Source organism: Candidatus Hydrogenedentota bacterium, assembly GCA_035416745.1.
In the GTDB taxonomy this organism is placed as follows: Bacteria; Hydrogenedentota; Hydrogenedentia; order Hydrogenedentales; family SLHB01; genus UBA2224.
The window spans coordinates 12,452-34,923 of sequence record DAOLNV010000030.1 but is presented as its reverse complement, the minus strand read 5'-3'; the positions used below and the strand labels follow the sequence as shown (position 1 = coordinate 34,923).

Genomic DNA, 22,472 nt, shown 5'->3' with positions numbered 1-22,472 from the left:
CGGAGCGTCAAGAGGCCAAAGCTGCAGCCTGCGAATCGGATTCTGTGGCCTTCGGGCAAAGGCTTGGACATGATAGAAGGGTGCCCTGTGCGCCTGCTCCTGCCTTTGGCTTAGAATAGCGCATCCTGATTACCAAGAAGTGCTTTCATGCTCGGATGCTCTTGAATCGTTTTGAACGCGGGAAGGGAGCGGAACATGTTGAAGCTGCGACTGGCCTCGGACCATCTCCTATGTGGGGTGCTGATCATGGCCGCCGTAATTGGTGTCGTGAACAGCGCGGACGCCCGGGCGGACAACCTGGAGAAGGTGTTTCTTGAACCGCCGGAATCGGCGCGGCCTTGGGTGTATTGGTTTTGGCTGAACGGGAACATCACGAAGGACGGAATCACGGCCGATTTAGAGGCGATGAAACGCGTGGGCATCGGCGGGGTGCTGATCATGGAGGTGGACCAGGGTATCCCGCCCGGGCCGGTGCCGTTCATGAGCGACGCGTGGCGGGCACTGTTCAAACACGTAGTCTCGGAGGCGCAACGGCTCGGGCTCGAGATCAACATGAACAACGACGCGGGGTGGAACGGCAGCGGCGGGCCGTGGATCACGCCCGAACAATCCATGCAGAAGGTCGTGTGGAGCGAGACAAACCTCGAAGGGCCGCAACATTTTGACGGTGTGCTCCAGCAGCCGGAAACGGTCGCGGGTTTCTATCGGGATATCGAGGTGCTCGCGTTCCCAACGCCCGGCTCTTACCGCATTGAAAACATCCAGGTCAAGGCTTGCTATCAGACGGGCTTCGTGCCGCCGGCGGTTGTGCAGACCAGTCTCCCGCCGGAGATGGTGATCGACCGCGCGGCCATTGTCGACCTGAGCGGCACGATGGATAAGAGCGGGCATCTCGTGTGGGACGTGCCCCCCGGCAAATGGACGGTGCTGCGGTTCGGCCACACGAGCACGGGCGTGCAGAACGCCCCTTCGCCCGAAAGCGGCCGCGGCCTCGAATGCGACAAGCTGAGCAAGGAGGGCATCGAGGCGAACTTCGCCGGCATGATGGGCAAACTCATCGCCGACGCCGGCCCCGCGGCAAGCAAGGTGCTGGTCTCCACTCACATTGACAGCTGGGAGAACGGGGCGCAGAACTGGACAGCCCGGATGCGCGATGAGTTCCAGACGCGGCGCGGGTACGACCCCTTGCCGTTTCTCCCCGCGATGACCGGGCGCGTGGTCGGGAGCCTCGAAGTCTCGGAGCGGTTCCTGTGGGATTTGAGGCAGACCATCTCGGACATGGTCGTCGAGAATTATGCCGGGCACCTTCAAACACTCGCCCGCCTACAGGGGATGCGGCTCTCGATCGAGGCGTACGGCGGCCCTTGCGACGACCTGCCGTATGCGGGCCGGGCCGACGAACCCATGTGCGAGTTCTGGGTCGGCGGCGGCGGGTTCCCGACGCCGAAAGCGATGGCTTCCGCGGCGCATACGTATGGCAAGCCGATCCTTGGTGCGGAATCATTTACAGCGGATGACCACGAGAGGTGGCTGGCGCATCCGGCCACGATCAAGGCCCTCGGCGACCGCGCCTTCTGCGACGGAGTCAACCGGTTTGTGTTTCATCGGTACGCGCTTCAGCCTTGGCTGGACCGGCGGCCCGGCATGACCATGGGGCCCTGGGGCGTTCATTACGAGCGCACGCAGACGTGGTGGGACATGACGCCGGCGTGGCACACGTATCTCGCGCGATGCCAATTCATGCTGCGCCAGGGCCTCTTTGTTGCCGATATCTGCTTCCTGCAGCCCGAAGCCGCACCGCAGAGTTTCCTGGCTAACAAACCGACGGGGTACGATTTCGACAATTGCAGCGCCGAGGCCGTGCTTACGCGCATGTCGGCGCGCGACGGCCGCCTCGTGCTGCCGGACGGCATGAGCTATCGCGTGTTGGTCCTGCCCGGCGCGCCAGCGATGACACCCGCCTTGCTGCGCAAGATCAAGGAATTGATCCAGGCCGGGGCGACGGTCATCGGGCCGCGACCCCAGCAATCGCCGAGTCTGACGGATTATCCGGCATGCGACGTGGAAGTGAGGCAACTCGCCGATGAAATATGGGGCGATTGCGACGGGAAATCGAGCAAAGAACACCGGTTTGGCAGCGGCCGCGTCGTGTGGGGCATCGCGCCGGAACGCGTGCTTGCGGAGGCGGGCGTACCCCGCGACTTTACGAGCCAAGCGCGGTTGGGCCGCATCCATCGCGTGATGGAGGGCGTGGACATCTACTTTGTCGCGAATCCGCAACAGAATGAGGTTCAGGCTACGTGCACGTTCCGCATTACCGGCAAGCGCCCCGAGTTATGGTGGCCCGACAGCGGCCGTATCGAGCGGGCGGCACTGTTTGACGAGAGAGACGGGACCACGAGTCTGCTGTTGAGGCTGGGCCCGAGCGGCTCGGTATTCGTGGTGTTCCGCAAGAGCGATGCGCCCGTGGACCCCATCGTATCCGTGACGCGCGACAACATGCCCATTCTCGCCCTGGCTGACACATCGCCCAAGATCCTCGTAAACAAGGCCGTCTACGGCGTGCTGGACGACGTGGGAAGCGAGGCTTCGCCTGGCGTAACGTCATCCCGCCCGCGGCGTACGCGCGACGTGCTCGCCGAGGTGCAACAACGCGTGGACAGGGGCGACTTTACGTTTTTGGTTTCGCAACTGGCAGCAAACGGCGATCCCGCCCCGAACGTCCAGAAGACCCTCGTCGTCGAGTATTCCGCCGGCGGCCAAACGTTCACGGCCACCGGAAACGACAATGACACCGTCCATCTGACTGGCGAAACCCCAAAAATCGTCATCGAGAAAGCGACATATGGCGTCCCGGGCGACCCCAACCGCACGCGCGACGTCAAGGCGAAGCTCCAACACCTTGTGGATACAGGAGAATCCTCGTTCGAGGTCTCCCGAATGGCGGAGGGCGACGACCCCGCCGTGAACGTCGTGAAGACGCTCGTCGTCGAGTACGCCGCCGCCGGGCAGCGCCTGACGGCCTCCGGCTCCGACCCGGATACCATCACACTCGTGCCGCCAGCCACGCCTCCCGGCCAGGTGGCTGGCATCCGTTGCGGCCCGGATGGCCAACTCCAGCTCGACGCCTGGCAGCCCGGCCGGTACGAGTTGAAGACGGCCTCCGGGAAAGCGTGGATAGCAGAAGCGGCGTCCGTACCGCCTCCCTTCGAGGTGACAGGCCCCTGGCAAGTCCAGTTTCCGGCAGATTGGGGCGCGCCTGACCACGTGGCGCTCGACAAGCTTATCTCGTGGAGCGACCACGGCGATCCCGGCGTGAAGTACTTCTCGGGCGTGGCGACGTACACCAGGACCGTCAACATACCCGCCGAGATGCTCGGAAATGATCGGCGTCTGTACCTCGATTTGGGCAACGTCCAGGTGATGGCTCAGGTTACCCTGAACGGCAAGGACCTCGGCACCGCATGGAAGCCTCCGTACCGCGTGGACATCACGGACGCCGCACAACCCGGTGAGAACGCGCTCGAACTGAAAGTGGCCAACCTCTGGGTGAACCGCCTCATTGGCGACGAGCAGCTTCCCGAAGACAGCGGACGTGATCCCGAGGGCTCGCTCCAAGAGTGGCCTCGATGGCTTAACGAAGGTGCGCCCAGCCCCGCGGGGCGCTACACCTTCACCACATGGCGCCTGTGGACAAAGGACGCGCCGCTTCAGCCCTCCGGCTTGCTCGGACCCGTGGTGCTGCAGCCAACGCAGGTCGTGCCGGTCAAGCAGTGAGGCGGGAGCAAGGGCCGGATTGCCGCACGGTTGAAATTCGACCGTGAATTTGGGTCAAATACCGGTCAAGGATGTTCAGCATCACAATTGGGAACGTTGTCGGTATTTGCGCACCTTCCCATCTGATCGGCCATAAGGACTGTTTCTTGCCATGACGTTGCACGGCTGTTCCCGGCGTTCTTTTCTGCGAACCGGGGTCGCCCTTGCGGGAACAACCCCGCTCATCACGAGTTCGCCCAAAGCGCAATCGAACGAAGCCAGTAAACCACTTATTGCCTATGTCGGCACGTTCAGTTCTCCGCTCCGCGATGTGTTGCCAACGCAGGTGGACCTGCCGCCCGGCAATGGCCGCGGCATACATCTTTTCCGGGTGAATCGCGCCACCGGGGCAATGACGCCAGCCAGCGTGTATGAGATGGGCACAAGCCCCAGCTGTCTCGTTCTGAATGCCGCCGGAAACCGGCTGTATTCCGCCAATGAGACGGCTCGGGTGGGTGACAGCAAGGAAGGCACGGTCAGCGCCTTTGCGGTCAATCCGGCGGACGGGCGGCTGGAAATGCTCAATACCGTTTCCTCGGGCGGCGCCGGTCCCACGTATGTAAGCATCCATCCTTCCGGACGTTTCCTTCTCGTGGCCAATTATTTCGGCGGGTCCGTGGCAGTGCTGCCGATTCTGCCCGATGGCCGTTTGAGCGAAGCCGTAGATGTCAAGAACGATGACGGGCCGATTGGCCCGACCAAAGCGGCGAACGCTCCGCCGGGCAGCTTTGCGTTCAGCGGACATGATCGGACTCACGCGCACATGATTCAGGCTGATCCCTCGGGGCGTTTCGTGCTGCATGTTGACTTGGGATTGGATCGAATCTTTGTCTGGAAGTTCGACGAGAACACGGGCGTGTTGACTCCGAATGAACCGCCGGCGGTCTCTCTGGCGCCGGGGGACGGGCCGCGGCATTTCCATTTTCATCCCAACGGCCGTTGGTTCTACTCTATTCAGGAAGAAGGCTCGACAATCGTGTTGTTTGACTACGATGCCGCAACGGGGCGGTTGGCATCGCGGCAGACAGTCTCCACCTTGCCGCCCGGGTTTGCGGGGAGCAATTTCTGCTCCGAGATCCTGGTTTCGGCCGACGGGCGGTTTGTCTATGCGGGCAACCGGCTGCACGACAGCATCGGGATCTTTTCCATTGGGCAGAACGGCGAACTGGCGTTCATAGAGGAAGAATGGTCGCGAGGGAACTATCCGCGCAGTTTCAACTTCGATCCCACTGGCAATTTCCTCTTTTGCTGCAATCAGCGTGCCGACAACGTTGCCGTCTTCCAGGTGAATCGTGAAACCGGCAGCCTCACATTCACGGGTCATTACTGCCCCGTCGGCAATCCTTCAATCATCATCTTCCTTGATGTTGCCAAGGTGAGTTGAAGTCACGTGTTGCGGAATGGGACGTTTGTCGCACAATCAGAAACGCCTCCGGTTCCCGTGCTTCCCAAATACTCGTCCTTGTTGCCGGCCAGGGACGTGCGATAGTCAGGGTTTTCGCCACTTGCTGTACGTGGGCGGAGCCTGTATTGGCCGTGATGCCCGCAATTTCGATAAGATGCGTGCTGCGCCGCACCACGGCGAGAATGCAGAACATTGCCAAACAGCACCGCGAACAGCCAGGGCGAGAGAAAAGCCTATGGGAGGGAATTGGATTGGGAGCGACCATGATGCACAAGACCCAGTCGTCCGCGTCCGAGAAGAGATCCTGTGAGACAGTAACGGCAACTATTCTTCTGTTTGCGGTGGTGGGACTGCTTTTGGGCGTTGCAGCCGCGGCAGCCCCGTTGGAGCCGTTACGGGCCGTGTATCTGCATCCGGCGCCTTTCGATGACGGGCGAATCACGGCGGAACAGCGTCTGAACCGGATTGCGGAGGTTCTGGACTATGCCGGCGCTTGCGGATTCACCACGTTGCTTCCGTATGGGAACACCTCGGGGGGCCGCGCCTACTATCCGAGCCATTTTCTGCGGCCCACCGGCGCGGCGGACGGAGATACCCTGGGCCTTTTTGCGCGTGAAGCGCAGGCTCGCGGGTTTCATGTGATGCCCGCGGTATGCGTGCTCGTTTCGGGCCATAACGCCCCGGAGGGAATCCTGGAGGAACATCTGGAGTGGGCGCTCCGCAAACCGTCCGGTGAACCTATGGGCTGGATATCGCCGTCGCACGCCGACGCCCGCGCGTGGGTGGTCGGCATGATGCGGGAAATGGTTGGCCATATCCGGCCCAGCGGCGTGCTGCTCGATTACCTTCGGTATCCCAACGAAGAGGTACAGCTTGATCCTGCGAGCGCCGCGGCCTTTGATGCCGCCGCACCCGCTGGTGAGACGGATGCCGCCCGGAAGGAGCGCCTGCAACGCTTCAAAGAGGAGTCGCTCAGCACGCTGGCCAGAGAGATCAGCCAGGCGCTTCGAGAACAGCAGCCGGACATTCGGATTGCCCTGTACACATGGGGACCTCACGTGCCGTTCAATCACCCCGTTTCACAACGCTGGCCGGACTGGGTGCGGAATCGGTACATCGATATGGTCAATGTGTCCGGCTACTGTTACCGCAGGAATTGCGGAGAGGAGTATCTCAACGTTTTCGAAAAACGCGTTCGCGACTCCGTCGAACTGGTGCGTCAAACCGGGGTGGACGCGTCGTTATCCTTCGCGCTGGGGATTCATACGAGCCATGGCGCGCTCGAGTCCGCGGCAGAGATTGCGGACTACCGTTCGCTTGCGGAGAAAGCGGGGTGTCCCGGTGTGGCGGTCTTCGCCTGGGCGGGATTGGAGAAGTTCCTTCCTGATGTGATTCAGGGCGGCTACCTTCGCGATGCCGTGCCCATGGCGGCCGAGACGCCTGGATGGACGGTCCGGCTGACCGTTGATCTTGGCAAGGATGTCGGCCAGAACTTTGGGTCCTTGTTTGAGGCGGCGTCCCCGGACGGAAACTCGGCTGCCGGGGCTGGATTCCTGGGCGCGTACAACTCCTATTATCGCGCCAACCGGCACACGCTGCATTTCTATGTCAAACCGCCGCGTGGCTGCAACACGGTTCAGGTGACTTCCTTCCCCAGGCCGTCCGGCAGTTGCCATCATTACGTGTTCGACGTGGGCGGCGTGGTGTACGCGACCGATCGTTCCGGAAAAACGCCCGTCCTGCGATGGGACGAGGGCGCGGGCATCTGGACGGCCACCGACCCTCCGCAGCCCCCCGGATTCCTCGTCGGGAGCCACCGCCTGGAATGCTATCCGAACCGTGTTACGGTCGATGGACGGGACGCATTCCGGTTTGACTCCGCCCACGGCGCCGCCGGATTGTACTACTATGCTCAGGGGCGGCTGTTCTTCCACGTCGCTCAGGCGAATTCGCCCGAACGCCGCACCGCGATTCATGCCTGCCCGTGGGATATTGAAGCGCAGCCCGAACCCGTGCTCGAGCAGGCCGTGATCCTCCCACTCACCGCCCCCGGGGAGTTTCCGTATTCTTACGGACAACAGAACAACGATGTCCTCGTGGGGTCAAACAACGGCGGGCTATACCGGTTTCGTGACGGACAATGGTCGACCCTTCGGACTGCCGATCCGAAGACGAGTTTCCAGCTCTACGCCATGATCAACTACCGGAACCGCCTGTTCATGGGACAATACCCCTCGGGAGAGTTGTTCGAGATGGTTGGCAATGAGATGAAACGGCTGGATGGTTGGCCGCCGCGGCCGGAAGGCGCCTCTGCCAGTGCGCGGGAAGCGCAGACGCTTACCCTCTACCGGGGTGACCTGTTTGCGGGCGTTTGGCCTTGGGGCGAGGTGTGGCGCCTTCAAGACACGGAATCGGCCTGGGAGTTTGCCGGGCGCCTGTTCGACGAGCCCCCGATTGAGCCGGAGGTGCTCGCTCCTTACGAAAAGGAGATGACCCTACTCGGCGAGAAGGTCAACAATTTGTGGGGCCAGCGCGTACCGTCGCTCGTTCCGTTCCGGGAAGGTTTGCTGGCTTCCACCTCGAACAAGAACGGCGCCACTTACGAAAACCGGCTGGAGTTCTTGGACCGAGGGCGCGCCCAGGAGTATGGCGAAGCGTATAGGCTCTACCTGCCCGGTCATTTGTCCGTGCCCATTGTGTGGACGGGTGCGCCCATTGATTTTGAATTCCGGATCACGCCCGGCAGCATGACCGTGATACAGGATGGCCGGAAGTTGGGTTCGGCCTCCTTGCCCCCCGACTCCATGGACGGTTTTTCGATAGAGCACGTCCGCTGGGGCGAAGGCGTGTTTGGTCCGTTCCAGGGACGCTTGTCCGCTGAATTTCTGGAAGAATCCAACCCATAGCGGCTTGGATATGTCGATAACGAGGGAGCAGGGCGGCCGGCGTTAACGCGCCTTGGCAGGCGCACGGAGGATCCACAAATGAACCGAGGGAGTCGTGGCATGACACGGGAGCGTTTTCTGAAGCATTTTGCGGCGCTGGGCCTGGCGGGAACGGTTCCGTCTTTTGCGTGGGCGCAGGCGCAGGCGGCGAAGGAGGAATCCAAAATGGGCAGCGAGGTGAAAGACAAGGTAATCTGGGCTTACCTGATGCATCTGGGCCTCAACATGTGGGCCGACCGCGACTCGCCGGAGATGGGCGAGTTCGCATGCGCGAAGCCCGTGCTGCGGTTTGAAGACGCTTTCTGGAAGGACCTCGTGGCCAAAATGAAGGCCGAGGGCGTGAACGCCGTCGTCGTTGACCTGGGCGACGGCGTCCAATACAAGAGCCACCCGGAAATTGCGGTAAAGGACGCGTGGAGCACCGACCGCCTTCGTGAAGAACTGGCCAATCTCCGCGCGCTCGGCATGGAACCCTTTCCAAAGATGAACTTCTCGACGTGCCATGACACGTGGCTGGGACCGTATGCACGGAAGGTCTCGACGGACGAATACTACGCGGTGGTACGCGACCTTATCGCGGAGGCGATCGCCCTGTTTGACACGCCGCGCCTTTTCCATTTGGGAATGGACGAAGAAACGATCGAGAACCAGAGGTTCTACGAGTACGCGGTTGTCCGCCAGTTCGATCTCTGGTGGCACGACCTGGACTTCTACTTCAAGGAAGTGGAAAAGGGCGGTTCGCGGCCGTGGATCTGGTCGGATTGTTACTGGTACAAGCCCGAGGAATTCACCGCAAAGATGCCGAAATCCGTGCTGCAAAGCCCTTGGTACTACGCCGAAGAAGTGAAAGAGGACTCGACCGCCGGCGCCGTGAAAGCGTATATGGAGCTCGAGAAAATGGGCTACGACCAGGTGCCGACGGGCAGTAACTGGTCATCGCCCAAAAACTTCGAGAACACGGTCGCGTTTTGCGCAAAACACATCGCGCCCGAGCATCTTAAAGGATTCCTCCAGACTCCCTGGCACGCCACGCTGGAAAGGTTCCGCAAACAGCATTTCGAAGCGCTCGAACAACTGGGCCGCGCCCGCAAATACTTCGAAGGGCTTGGGACCTGAGACATCCTTGCTCTTCGAGGTGGCTGTGGGCCAGGGATGCCTGGTGGCCCCAATCCGGATAAGAAAGCCCTCGCTGGATGGATCTTATTGTCTCCATAAAGACAGGAATGAACTCACACGGAGACACAGGGAACACGAAGATCGAATCCTCCGAAACAGAATGAGATAGGAAGCATCATTGTGGCTTGCGCGGTGGCGCTTCATCGGGAGATGGGTCCCGGGCCGTTGGAAACAGTGTACGAAGCGGTTCTTGCACGCGATTTGGAGGCCCGGGGTCTGCGCGCGGCACGGCAAGTTCCCATCCCCATCGAGCTTCGCGGGCTCCGGTTCGACGAAGGGTTTCGTGCAGACCTCATCGTGGAGGATACACGTTCTTGTGGAACTCAAATCCGTGGAGAAGGTCACAAACGCGCACCGTAAGCAGGTGTTGACCTATCCGCGGTTGATGGGTATCCGACTCGGCCATCTACTGAACTTCGGCGACGCTTTGATGAGGGACGGCATTTCCCGCATCATAAGCGGAGACATTGAGCAGATTTCGCTTCGGCGAACGCTCCATATCCTCCGCGTCCTTTGTGCCTCTGTGTGAGTTTCCCCAATGGTCGTGTTATCCGCCGATTTGGGCGATGGACAGCGGTCTCAACCACCGAGGACCACACGGCCGGACCGCAACGCCAGCGCAGCCCCCGTTGCGCTCCCTTGGATGGTTCCGGTCTTCGTGCGCTACTTCAAGAGGCGGGCGTCGGCCCAGTCGGCGTGGTCGGCGGCGATGCCGTCACCAGCGTCTTCGGTGAGCAGGGTAAGCTTGGATACGCCGTCCAACGCCACGCGGACCTCGATGGGGCCGGTGCCGTGCTTGACGACAGGGCTGCGGAACAGTTCCTTATCGTCGCCATTCACAACGAAAACGACGGAGCCGCCTCGGACCTCCTGGTCGTAGCCGATGGTCGCCGCGAACGCGCCGAAGCCGGTGGGGATATCGTAGTCGATCCTGCTGTTGGCGTGGGTGCCGATGCCGCGAAAGTAGCGGCGCCCGGCGATGGTCATGGGTTTGTCCATGACGCTGCGGTTCAGGCGGACTTCGCCCCAGCCAGCCGTCGCTTCGGACCATTTCAACGTGTCGAGATAGACGCCGTCAATCCTGGTGATCTGCCGTGGGCTCCGCTTCACGGCGGCGGTATCGGCATTGCAGGCCGCCGGGGCGATGAGTGTGCGGGACCACGTTCTCTGCTCAGGCCGGTACAGGGGGAAGGCGGCGCCGGAGTCGAAGGGAGGCTCGGAAGCCTCCGCCAGGGCGGCCCCGCGGACATACAGGGCAACGGTGGATACCGGCGCCGTGAGATTCAAGCGCACGGCGAGCGTGTGTTGTCCTTCGGGCACAGGCGCGGTGAACCAGGCCCAGTCCTCGTTCGCGGGCTTTCCCGCCGCCGAGAAAGCGCCCGCGGAAGCGGAGACGCTGACGGGCGTGGCGGCGCCGTCCAGACTTACGGAACAAGTGGTCAGCGCTACCTCGGGCGGGCCTTCGCAAAGCACACACAATTCGGCGGAGGCGATGCCCGTCAGAGTGAGGGTGCCCGAGGCCTGGAACGAGAACACCTCTTTCGCATCCCCGTCCGGAGAGGTCCAGGAAGGCCCGTAGGCGGCAGGCTCGTCTTCAAACACGAGCCGCTCTACGGCGGTCGGCTGTGCGAGTTGCATCTCGACTTGCGGTTCTGGAGAGGTGCGGCCGCTCAAACGCTCGGATTGCCCGTCTTTGGGGACTTGTTCCACGAACACGGTTTCGTAGGGTCCGAGATGCACATCCGGCAACGGGGCGCCCTTTGGGATGCGGGAGAGGACTTCCCGGCGCGGGTACAGCATGCGGAATTCGGTCATGGGCGAGAGGGGCGCGTTCCGCAACGTCTCAGGCAGCGCGAACGATGCCTCTTCAATCCAGGGGTTGCGCAGGCAGAGAAGCCGGCGCTCGGGGCCGAGAAAGGCATACCCGTACGGCTCACGCTTAGCCGGGTCGCCGCCGATGGGCATCGGTTCCTGGAGGAACTCGCGGTTGTGCCGGGCCCAGGCGATGAGCTGCGCGAAAAACTGCCACTCGTCGCGTTCCATGAACTTCGGGTTGATGTAGCACGAGATGAACCAGCGCCCGCGGCCAATGGCCATTACGGCATGGTTCTGAAACGGGCCCGGACATTGCACGATGATGTCGAAACACTGCAACGCGGAACTGGGCATAAGAAAAGCGTCGCGGCCCGTAAGGTTCTCGATATCGCGGGCAGTGGTCATCGACTCGATCCATTCGGGACAGGGGCACCGGCCGCCCGGGCTGTCGTCGCCGAACGGGCCGATGATAAACGGAACGTGCATGAGCCACCACGGGCTGGGACGGTATCCGAAACAGGTCGGCTCCAAGGCGATATTCGGGTCGCGGGCACGGAGGGCGTCGAACACGTCCATCAGACCCTCCGCGATGGGCAGCCACGACTCCGGCCCAGGATGATGTCCATGACTCTCGACTTCGCACTGGGGGACGAACCCGTCGAACTTGACATGGGCCAGGTTGACGGATTCGGCGTGCTTCAAGACAGCCTCCTTGAACGCGCTCTGGTACTTGCCGCCGACGGTCAAGCACGCGTTGAGGCCCAGGACTTTGTGCGGGGTGACCTCATAGCCGGCGGACTGCAGCCAGTTGTTGTCGAGCGCGGGAGGATAGAGGCTGCTGGGCGAAACCCAGAGCCCGGGGCGGGCGTGAACCGCGGCAAGCGCCTCGCGGATCTTGGAGAAACCGTCCGGGAAACGCTTCGCGTCAATCTGCCAGACCGACTGCGGGTCGGACCAGCCCATGTCCATGGCGTAGGAATCAAAGAAAAAGCCTGTGTCGTCGAAGAGGTCCCGTTTGAGCGCCGCGATGTTGCCCAGCACGAATTCCTCGGAAGAAGGCACCGGCGCGGTCCACCAGTCGTTGTAATGGACGTGCATGTCGGCCGGTTTCACCCGGACCGTGTCCAAGTACCGCAGAAATGAGCGGCGAAGACCCTCCTTCTGTCCGTAAACGGCCAGATCTTCGGTGGAAGCCGCGCCAAACACGGCCGGCGGCAGGTTTACCCATTCAGCCTTGGCTTCCACGTACGAATGCTGCGCCAGGTACAGCGTGTCGCCGTCTGCCTGACACCACGCGGACGGATGCTCGATTCCGGCGAAGAGCCCGTCCCCGAAGACAGGGCAGGATACGTGCGACGGACCTGTGAGCTGGAATGGCTGGCCCTCAACCTTCACTTCGAGCAATCCGGCGCGTTGGCTCGTAACCGGCATGTCCGTCGCGCGGAGGGCAGTCTGAATTCGCAGGGTGCGGCCGTCAGCACAGAACGAATAGGTCTGCCGCACTTGGACGAGAGGATTCGGAAAGGCTGCGTCGAGGACCACTTGCGCAACGCCGCCCGCGTCATTTCGTTCGAGGGCGATGGATGTCGCGCCGGCAAGGTCGGTCCGTCTTCCGTCGGGCGTCTGCAGGCTGAACCGGGGCCCGCCGATGGTCCACCGTGTCCCCGAGGTCGTGTCCTCGTAGGCCGTCCAGAGATAGCCGTTGGGCGAGCGTTCAAAAATGGCCCGAACTTCTCCGGCGCCAGACAAGTAAATAGGGCCGGTCTGCGCGTGGGCTGGAGTGGACAACGCGGACAGCACGCCAAGCGTAAGAAAAGACAAAGAGCCAACCGAATGGTTCAGTGACATGACATCGCCTCCACGGACTGGCAAGAAGCCTCTTCCGCATTATACTTGAGATGGTTGCAGAGAGAAGAATGATCCGAGGCGGCAGCCCGCGGTGCGGGGTCAAAAGCAGAATGCTGCCAACTGTCACCTCAGAAATGCGTGAGCCGGGATTGGTGAACGCAGTGTGAATACAGTCATATCCCACGCCCGATTCTACACGGCCATGTGCATCACGAACCCGGGGCTCTCTTCGTGACCTCAAGGACGGCCGATTCGCTTGCGTGGCGCATTGAAGGCCCGCTTCTGGGGTGCTGACTCCCGAAGCCAACGCCAGAGCGTGGACGAGGGAAGTCCGCATACTTACGGCACTTTTCCAGAGACTACGCGGCAAACCGGAATGAAAAAAGCCTCATTGCCTTCAAAGCGAACTTGAGCCGAACAGGTTTGCCTGCCCATGCGCTCATGTCGCTGTTGCCTTTCCACGTGATCTCCCGCGACAACGAGTTTGCACCGAACTCGTCGCACTCCGCGAGAGTGAATCCGGGGATTTCCTTGCCGCCGGCATCAAGTAATGCGACCTTGCCGGTTCCCGCGGCGCTTCCGTCGATGTTCAACAACAAGCGGCGTCCGGAGAACGTGATTGTCGGAGTAGTGAGTGTGCCGCCTTCGAGCGGCGCAGTGACGTACATGAACCCGTCCAAACGTTGTTCGAGCCGCTGAATAGACCCTCCACCTTCGACATTCGGCTGGCCGTGGGTACTCTTGTATCCGCCATAATACTGATACAAAGAGTCTCCATTTCTGACGGCCCCTATCGCCATGTACAGCTGTGCGGAATCAAGCGAGCCGTCCAGCCCCAACGGTACGTACGGCTCGCGTGAAGGCCGGGTCCAGTTCACGCCGTCCCGGCTCACGGCCATCTGAATATCGAGATACCCGTCGTTGCCCCACTTTCCTGCCGGCGGTTCCGGAAAATGGCGGTAGAGGGATGGAAACATGAAATACGCGTCGTCCGCCCAGGCATATTGAATGCAGGCGGCATTGTAGTGGTCGGATTGAGGAGGGTCCTTCTCGTCATAGCTGAACACAATCGGGACCTCGCGGCTCGGAACGGGAATCTTGTCCGCGCCCCATATGTAGTAGGGTTTCTCCAGCGGAGTGAACGGCCACGGTTCGAGGATGTTGTTCATCTCGACACGGCCAACCTTGCGTAACGGGTCCCATACCCGGATGTTGGCGACGTATTTCTTCAGTCGCGTATCGTAGAAGGCCTGGTTGGCGGTGTCTGGAAGCAGCGGGAACACCCGGGTAGGCGGTTGCGCCCAATTCAGGCCGTCCGGCGAGGTCCAAATGTATAAGCCAGCCTTCTGCGGGTCCGGCCAGTACATCGCGGAGACCGCCTTGAAACCCTGCTCCGGAGGCGCCGCGGGATCCAGAAACACGGTCGTCTCGACGGCCCCCGTCAAAACGATGTTGTTGTTTTTCGCCCCCTGATATTCGATTAAGCCCAACTCAGGCTTTTCCCAGGTTCGCCCATCCCGGCTCCGTGCGAAACACTGGCAGAATCCGCCGGTTTTATCCCGGGCGAGATACCACATCTTATATTCGCCTTCGTGCTGAACCACGCTCACGCAGAAACCGATCTCGCCCGATTCCCATGGTTTGTCCGGCAGGATCACGGGTCCCGCCTTGACAGGCGGGTTCATGCACAGCGTTATGTTGTTCGATTCGGCGATGAAGCGGGAATCAATAAAGAGCTGTGTTCTGTCTCCCACGGGGATGACGTTGTCCGGCGCGCCTGTGATCTGTTCGCGCAACCACTCGGCAAAGATCTCTTCGGGGGCTCGCGAGTCTCCCGCTTTCCGTTCCACCATCCCGATATCTTGCGCCCCGATCAGCGCCCTGGCCAGACGATCCTGTTCCTGCATATTGGCACCGACAACCGGGGTAGTCACCGAAGGCGCGACGGCCAGACAGTCCCATTCCTGATGCGCGAAACTCAGCGCGTAGTTGAGCACCCACTTGTACGACTGTATAGCCTGCTCTTTCGAATCAGCCGTTGCGTCAATCGGCACGGCGACGATTACAAGGTCCGGTTTCAGGTCGCGCACGTTCTTCGCGCTCTCTTCGAGCTGCGGCAATGTCAGGCCTGCCACGGGCCATGACGTAACCTCCGCTTGCGCGTCAGGCACGATGGACTTCAACGCCGAAGGCGCCAGGCTGTCGTACGGCGGCATGGCATATACGCGGACGGGCTTGCCTTCTTTCAGGAGCGCCAAGGTCTTGGGAAGCGCCGGCTGTGGCGGCCCTTCGCGTTCAAGCGATACCGGCTCGCCCGAGACGGCCTCCGCGATTATTTCGGCCAAGAGCTTGTGTCCTGCCATGTTGGGGTGGATCTCGTCGCTCATCATCATGAGCCATTTGAACGGGTCCTCGGACCGAACCGCTTCATAGGCGGCATAACAGTCGACGAGCGGCGTATGCTCCTGTTCGCACGTGCGGCGTACGCCGTCAACGTACTCCATCAGCTTCGCGATGGGTCTTTCCGGCGTCTCAAAGACCGAATTGGGAGTGCACAGCATCACTTCTGCGCCCGCCTCGCGACACCTCCGAATGATGGCGGCGAGGTTCGCCTCGAATTCCTCCAGCGGTACGCGCGTCATGTCGTTCAGCCCGAACATCACTGTCACAAGGTGCGGCTTGTGGGCGAGCACATCCGAATCCAGGCGATTGAGTCCGTCGACGGTAGTGTTGCCGCTGATGCCGGCATTGAAAACCTCGACGGGCGCGTTCGGGTACAGGCGCGTCAGCGCGACCTGCACCATCTCAGGATAGGCACGCCGGCCGCCGGTATGGTAGTAGACTCCCGTGACGCTGTCGCCGAGACACACAACCCGCACGGGGTCGCTGCCGGCGCGCAGCAGTTCGGCCGTCCGGGGGACGGCGGGAGTGGCCGGGTCACCTGGCACGCCATCCCATGCCCAACTCAGACAACACGCCACAACCGCCCACGTCAGACATTTTCTGGCCACGTCCATTGGTTCGCTCCTCATTCATTGCACTATGCGCGCCCGTTACGCTGTGCCGGTCTATGCCACGCCACAGGAGAACACCGGCGGCAAATCGAACACGCCGGCGGTTGCGCCGGAACCGCTATACTGCCTGTGGGCAGGCCAAGCCGTCAAAGATTCAAAAGAGGGAAGGTGACAGCAGAAAGAGCATTGACCACATCAGGAAACGCGACTACACTGGCCGAAGAAGAACGCGTGGCGGTTACAGGCGCGTCCATATGGGGAATGCCGGGTCAATTTCTCCCGTATCCCTCTGGAGCTACGATGATGCGAGTCACCTTACCGAGCTTAACGATGGCCGTATTCTGGCTGCTTTCTCTGCCGGCCGCGGCGGCGGAGTACAAATGGACCCAAGTGACGAATGCGGCGGCCTTTTCCAAGCGCGACGGCGCGGGGGCCGTAACCTATAACGGCAAGATGTGGGTGCTCGGGGGTTGGTCCGATCCGCCGGAAGGCGGTCCGGGCCATGTTGGCTACAACGACGTGTGGAACTCCATCAACGGCTTGGACTGGACCCAAGTGAGGCCCAACACCCCCAATACACCCACGGTTTGGGATGGACGCCATTGCGGCGGATACGCGGTCTTCAACGACAAGATGTGGATCGTGGGAGGCGACCCGCTTTTGAAACACTACCAGCCCGACATCTGGAATTCGAGCGATGGCGTGCATTGGACGCAAGTTACCTCAAGCGCGCCTTGGGGGCAGCGGAACATGCAGGTCACGATGGTTCACGACGGTAAGATTTGGGTCATGGGAGGCCAGACGTTGCCCCAGTTCGTGCCCGGCGTTCCGGAAGCGTTCTACAACGACGTGTGGAATTCCTCCGACGGCGCGAACTGGACACGCGTGACGGAACACGCTCCCTGGTCGCCGCGGGGGATGATCCAGGGATCGGTTGTGTTCGAGGGGCGCATGTGGCTGCTCGGCGGCGGCACTTACGATACGCCCGCACATCCGAACCGCCTTTTCTACAACGAAGTCTGGAGTTCCGCCGACGGCGTGGAGTGGCGAAAGGACGCGGATGCCCCGTGGGCGCCCAGGCAATATCACAGCGTGGCCGTGTTCGACAACAAGATGTGGCTGATGGCAGGGGCCAACTTTGACACGCCCGAAATGAACCGCAACGATGTCTGGTATTCGCCGGACGGCGTACATTGGACCGAGTTGCCGAATACGCCTTGGCCGACGCGCCATGCGGGAAGCGTGTTTGTCTTCGACAACCACCTGTGGATGGTCGCAGGAAGCCACCCTGGCAGCACGCCCATAAACGACGTCTGGAGACTGGATAAGGTTCGGTAGCCGGGATCTCCCAGTGCTACACGCAGGCCACGGCGAGCGTGATTCTCTTCGTGTCGGCGCGGGATTAGCCTTCTTGCGCTCCAGCGGTTTCCGGCGTTTCCCCCCGCCCTTCCCGCCGCCCGTGGACAACTCGCTCAGCCACAGCCAGGCCATTCCTAACGAGTCCTGACAGAAATGCCGGAGGATGAGGGACTCGAACACCCGGGCCCCAATTCGCCGGTTCTCAGGGTCTCTCGCGGGTGCTGCGGTTCTCTCCAAAGATCCCCACCCAATGACGAAGATGTGCTAGACTAGGCGTAGGAGTGGGGAGGCTTGTCCAACGAAGCAATCGCTGCCCGACTCATTGCTTGCGGTTCAGCTGGCTGCCGTCCCAATATCGCCCCTTTGGGATTGTCAAAACTGGCGGCAAGACCAACGAGGGAAGTGGTGCGTCTGCGAAGGCGGGGAGATGCTCCACCAACACAGGAGGAGTGAGACCATGAATGCTTCTCGGCAATGCCTATTGGCCATACTTGCTGTTTCTCTGGCCATGTTGGGATGTCCTCCTCGCATGAGCCAGGAAGAGCAGCAGGTTCGTGATTTCGCCGCGGATTCCTTTGACAGAATGAGGAATATCGTCGACCCGCAAGATGAAACGGCAACAGAGACGAAATTCGTGGGCAACCACGTGGAAGTGGCATCCGAGAATTGGGTCTATATCTTGGACGATTCCGGGTGCCAGCTATTCCGGTCAAAGAACGTGTATCCGCATCTTGCGGCCTCGTTCTCTACGGACCTCGCACCGACTCTTGACCAATGGATGGAGGAGCCCGTGCCTCAGAGCCAGATAGAGGAGGCAAGGCAGCTGGCCAAGTCGCTCCTCGGGATAGACTACGCCGGCAACACGCAAGTGCGGGTGGTCCCGGTCCGCGAACTGGTGGCCTCAAAGGGCACCAACGCCAAGGCAGAAGCGGTCAAATACCATGAAGGCCGGACCACGGTGATGTTCATTCCCCCGATTTCCGAGGATGCAAAGGTAAGTGGTTATGAGACTTCGTTCAGCATCTCGCGGGACGGACGCCCTGTCGTCGACGTCGCGGAGACTTCGGCAGCGCCGCGGTCATTTGAAACAGCCATCTCCTTTGCTCCCGGTGGAGGGGTTGTCAGGGCGGAAACGGCCCTCGTGACTTCGGAGGCCGAGGAGACCGTTGGCGTCTTCCACGAAGCTTTGGCGAGCGGGCTGATTGAGCCGGGGGTCTATGACTATTTTGCCGGCATGCAATTGGGAACGTTCTTCGATCCGGAAGAAGTGCGCTTTGAGCTAACGGCCTATTCCTACGAGGGGGAGGAATTCCTGGATCCGAATGCCAGTATCCCTTGCGGCACCGACCCGAGCGGATACTATTCGGAGTGCAATCCGTACTATATGGACTTTTTCCCTATTGCCTGGTGCGCGAACGATTCAGATGGTGACGCCGCATATTACATCACGCTACCCCAGTACAAATACTGGTGTTGGTTCTGGTGGTACCTTCACGACCGGAAAAATGGCATGCGGGGAAACTGGGACGCGGCAAGCCAGTCATGGGAATATGACGTGCACGTCGCTCGGCACAGGAGCCTGGATTCGTATAGTTTTGTGGGTTCGACGACGGGAAACACCGCTATCACGACGTGCGACGGCGCATCCTTCACGGCACCGCTCGGCACCGATCTCAAGCTGGAACCGGCATTTTACAATGACCTGGAACTCTGCCATGTGGCGATGATCTCTACCCACGGCGGGCCCCTGTACTCACCGTCGAATAAGCGGCATACGTACCATTTCCGGAGGGATTACGACAAGTGGATTAAGCTTCATGAAGAGGGTGACGACGGGTTAGGCAAAGGGAATCTCCGGCATCTGTTCCTGGAAACCTGCGCCTCGATGAACTGGATTTTCGGCCCGGCGAATGGCGAACCGAAAAACATCGAAACCGACTGGATGAACGGTCACGTGGCGGACGGGATCCGCACCGTCTGCGGGGCTGACGGTACGGGCCACGGATACGACAGGGGCGGATGGCGCTTTTTCGGCAGTTACCATCGGGGGGAGTCAATCAGTCAGTCATGGATTAACTCCCTGCTCACGGAGAGTGAGCTTAACCACCCTGTTGTCATGGCCTACGGGAGCACGGAGGAGGAAGCGGCAGCAACCCTGTTGGATGGTCGGTTCACGAAGACACGCGGCGGCACCGGCTGGGTCGTGGGGATTCTAGCATGGGTTGAGGAGTAGTGAAGAGTCCTGAATCCTGCGCGACGGTGGCATGAGGGCCGTTCCATATCCAGCCCGTTTCGCGGAGCGCCCTCTTGTTTGAGGAAGTGAGCCCGCGCTGGATAATGCCCCAACGCGCGGTATGAACAAGACCGGCCGGTCTGCAGTGCTGGCCGGCTGCGTTTTGGGTTCCAAGCCCTCCTTTTGCTCTTTGCCGTTCAGTCGCCCAACACGCTTCTCCATCCCGCGGGCATGCTCAGTTGCATCGTCCATACCTGTGCCTGCCCGGGATTGAGCCCCCAATTTGTGTTCCAGACCAGTTTCGTCCCGTCATTCGAGATTGTGGCGTGCGTCTCCTCCCAGTAATCGTCCACTGAACCGTAGACTTTGGCGAGGTAGAACACTCGAGGATTTGTGCGGTCTAGTTTCACCAACACGATCTTCCGGTCAAGCCAGTTCTGCGCAGGGTCGCCTGAAGCGATGGTCGTGGAAACTACACAGTAACCCGGCGTGTTGCAGGAGATGTGAACGCCGCTGTTCAGCCCGTCCGGCTCCTCGGAAGCATAGTAAAGACGAATCAACGGAACGCGATTGGTTCCGGCATAACTGCCACCGGACTCCAAAATGGGCTTCGTAGCCATTTCTAACGGAATCATGTCCACGTAGTCGGTATTGGCGTTCTGCATGACGACTACTTCGTTCCCATCGCTGTCCAGGGCCACGTCCGCATGTGCCGTTGAATAGTCCAACCGATGGAACTGGGTGAGGGCTCTGTCGGCCATCGTGAGCCCGGCAAGGTTCCCTGTGTTCGTGTCCATGCCGCCGATAAGCACCCAGTTCCCGTTTACAGACATGCCCACCCAGTCGATGTCCGATTCGCTGAGGGGAATACTGTACACCCCTAGCACCTGGTCTGTTTGCCGGTCCCACGTGAAGATGTATTTCGCACGGTAACTTTCGGAGGCATTGTCAACGTTGCTCTGAAGAATGAAGGCCCAATACCGTTTGTCCGCGGAAGATTCACCCTCGTCCTTCATGGTTATCCGGTAAAGGTCCGGGTTCGCGGTCAGAATGGGCTGAATTGCCGGATCGGCGGCGAAATCTTTCACAACCTCCATTTCCCCGGGGTTGTTCATGTCTATCCTTAAGAGGCGGAATTCGTGGTCGGTTGCGGAGAGCCCCCAGATGAGATCCGAATCGACGGGATCCCAACGGGGCTCCGACAGCTCCGGGGTGGTCACCAATTGCGCGGCTGTATTGTAAGGCAAGGTGTTCGTCCTATAAACGAGCCATTGGCCATTGTCCAGGTCCGTCAATAGAATCATCGACTGGTTCCGATTGAACGGATCGACACGGGAATACTCGTGCCGTATCCTTGTCCCCTGCGTGACCCTTGTCTGCGAAAGGCCAAAATCCGAATCCGGCACAGACTGTCCCGGCGCTGGCGCACTGGCCGAGCTCAGCGGAAAAACCGGGTTACTGCCGGACAACGGGTCAGGCACTTCTACAAACAGTTCCTGTCCGTTCGCCGGTGATGCGACGATATAGCCGGTTTCCGTGCGGGTGTTCCCTCCGGCGGCCGTCGTGACCGTGAGTGAGACGGTGTATGTCCCCGGCACTGTATAGATATGAACAGGGTTGGAGTCATTGCTTGTATGACCGTCTCCCAATTGCCACGACCATTCCGTGATCTCAGCGCCTCCGGCAGAAGACTGGTCGGAGAAGGCCACCTCCAGGGGCACAGTCCCCGTTCGCGGGCTGGCCGTGAAACCTGCTGTTGGCAGAGCCGGTTTCGGACAACCGCCAAGCATGGCGCCCAACATGATGCCAAGCCCAACACTCATGATCATTCGAGAAACCCGATCGCTGCTCATTAACAAATCCTCACGTTAGACAGAGAGCGCAACTTGGCCCGGCTCAACAGGAATCAGACAAACGCCGATTGTCCCAAACGAGCACTTTTCACCTGTAACTACGGATTGAAATGTGCGTTCGCGAGGCATCGCACGGTTCTCAATTTGTGAGACTGTTCAGCGGGAGTCGAGCCCCAATTGTCTGAGACACCCAATCTCTTCCCGCCCGATTCTCTCATGCACCTGGCAGCAACGTACCTTCGCCGGTTCTTCGCCCGGATAGTCAGCCGCCGTATCACCCGGCAGAATTATCTTGACAGACTCTCATTGAGTGCGCAAGAGCTTTGTGCAACCTGTGCTTTTCGAAGGGCCGGGGGGGCCGCGCAGGATGAGGTCTTCTGGGTCGTGAACGGCTTCAAAGAGGGATCATAGACCCCAATCGCCGGACAACACGACGATTGGGGAAACTCACACAGAGGCACAAAGGACGCGGAGGAAATGGAGCGCCCGCCGAAGCGAAATCTGCTCAATGTCTCCGTCTATGATGCGGGAAATGCCGTCCCGCATCAAAGCCTCGCCGAAGTTGAGTAAACAGCCGAGTCGGATGCCCGTCAACCGCAGATAGGTCAACACCTGCTTACGGTGCGCCTTTGTGACCTTCTCCACGAATTTGAGTTCCACAAGAACGGTATCCTCCGCGATGACGTCTGCACGCAACCCTTCGTCGAACCGGAGCCCGCGAAGCTCGATGGGGATGGGGACTTGCCGTGCCGCGCGCAGACCCCGGGCCTCCAAATCGCCTGCAAGCACCGCTTCGTACACCGTGTCCAATAGCCCGGGACCCGTCTCTCGATGAAGCGCCACCGCGCAATCCACAATGATGCTTCCTGTCTGATCCTGTTTCGGAGGGTTCAATCTTCGTGTTCCCTGTGTCTCCGTGTGAGTTCGTTCTTGTCTTTATGGAGACAATACGATCCCACCCGCGAGGGCTTTCCTATCAGGCGATTGGGGATCCGTCCGGTTCTTGAT

The 22,472-nt window shown here is 60.6% G+C and carries 10 protein-coding genes and 1 pseudogene; 7 read left to right on the top strand and 4 right to left on the bottom strand.

Going from position 1 to position 22,472, the window contains the following annotated elements; translation table 11 throughout:
* The first annotated feature begins 195 nt into the window (after positions 1 to 195).
* The 5 genes and pseudogenes from PLJ71_11120 (at position 196) to PLJ71_11100 (ending at position 9,871) form a co-directional block, all read left to right on the top strand.
* Complete coding sequence (locus PLJ71_11120) at positions 196 to 3,777, top strand: glycosyl hydrolase (protein HQM49228.1); 3,582 nt, start codon at positions 196 to 198, stop codon at positions 3,775 to 3,777.
* Positions 3,778 to 3,928: 151 nt separating this feature from the next.
* Positions 3,929 to 5,200 carry a lactonase family protein gene (locus PLJ71_11115; GenBank protein ID HQM49227.1) on the top strand — a complete coding sequence of 424 codons (1,272 nt, stop codon included), beginning with the start codon at positions 3,929 to 3,931 and terminating at the stop codon, positions 5,198 to 5,200.
* Positions 5,201 to 5,484: 284 nt separating this feature from the next.
* Positions 5,485 to 8,127, top strand: coding sequence for a hypothetical protein (locus PLJ71_11110; protein ID HQM49226.1), 2,643 nt, complete (start codon positions 5,485 to 5,487; stop codon positions 8,125 to 8,127).
* Between the two features lie 99 nt (positions 8,128 to 8,226).
* Complete coding sequence (locus tag PLJ71_11105) at positions 8,227 to 9,282, top strand: Tat pathway signal protein (GenBank protein ID HQM49225.1); 1,056 nt, start codon at positions 8,227 to 8,229, stop codon at positions 9,280 to 9,282.
* A 210-nt stretch (positions 9,283 to 9,492) separates the two neighbouring features.
* Positions 9,493 to 9,871, top strand: a pseudogene (locus PLJ71_11100) (GxxExxY protein).
* A 134-nt stretch (positions 9,872 to 10,005) separates the two neighbouring features.
* Here the strand turns inward: PLJ71_11100 and PLJ71_11095 are convergent.
* Complete coding sequence (locus PLJ71_11095) at positions 10,006 to 13,005, bottom strand: NPCBM/NEW2 domain-containing protein (GenBank protein HQM49224.1); 3,000 nt, start codon at positions 13,003 to 13,005, stop codon at positions 10,006 to 10,008.
* Between the two features lie 359 nt (positions 13,006 to 13,364).
* Positions 13,365 to 16,022 carry a GDSL-type esterase/lipase family protein gene (locus PLJ71_11090; protein ID HQM49223.1) on the bottom strand — a complete coding sequence of 886 codons (2,658 nt, stop codon included), beginning with the start codon at positions 16,020 to 16,022 and terminating at the stop codon, positions 13,365 to 13,367.
* Between the two features lie 327 nt (positions 16,023 to 16,349).
* Between PLJ71_11090 and PLJ71_11085 the strand changes: the two genes are divergently transcribed.
* A complete protein-coding gene (locus PLJ71_11085; protein ID HQM49222.1) occupies positions 16,350 to 17,357 on the top strand; it encodes a hypothetical protein in 1,008 nt (335 codons plus the stop codon).
* Between the two features lie 478 nt (positions 17,358 to 17,835).
* Positions 17,836 to 19,611: a hypothetical protein gene (locus PLJ71_11080; protein HQM49221.1), complete on the top strand. Its 1,776-nt coding sequence runs from the start codon at positions 17,836 to 17,838 to the stop codon at positions 19,609 to 19,611.
* Between the two features lie 197 nt (positions 19,612 to 19,808).
* Here PLJ71_11080 and PLJ71_11075 read toward each other — a convergent pair whose 3' ends face one another.
* Entirely contained in the window at positions 19,809 to 21,464 is a 1,656-nt protein-coding gene (locus PLJ71_11075; GenBank protein HQM49220.1) for a PKD domain-containing protein, read from the bottom strand.
* 447 nt (positions 21,465 to 21,911) lie between these two features.
* The gene (locus tag PLJ71_11070) at positions 21,912 to 22,358 is read right to left on the bottom strand and encodes a GxxExxY protein (protein HQM49219.1); all 447 of its coding nucleotides are present in this window, start codon (positions 22,356 to 22,358) and stop codon (positions 21,912 to 21,914) included.
* Positions 22,359 to 22,472: the final 114 nt, after the last annotated feature.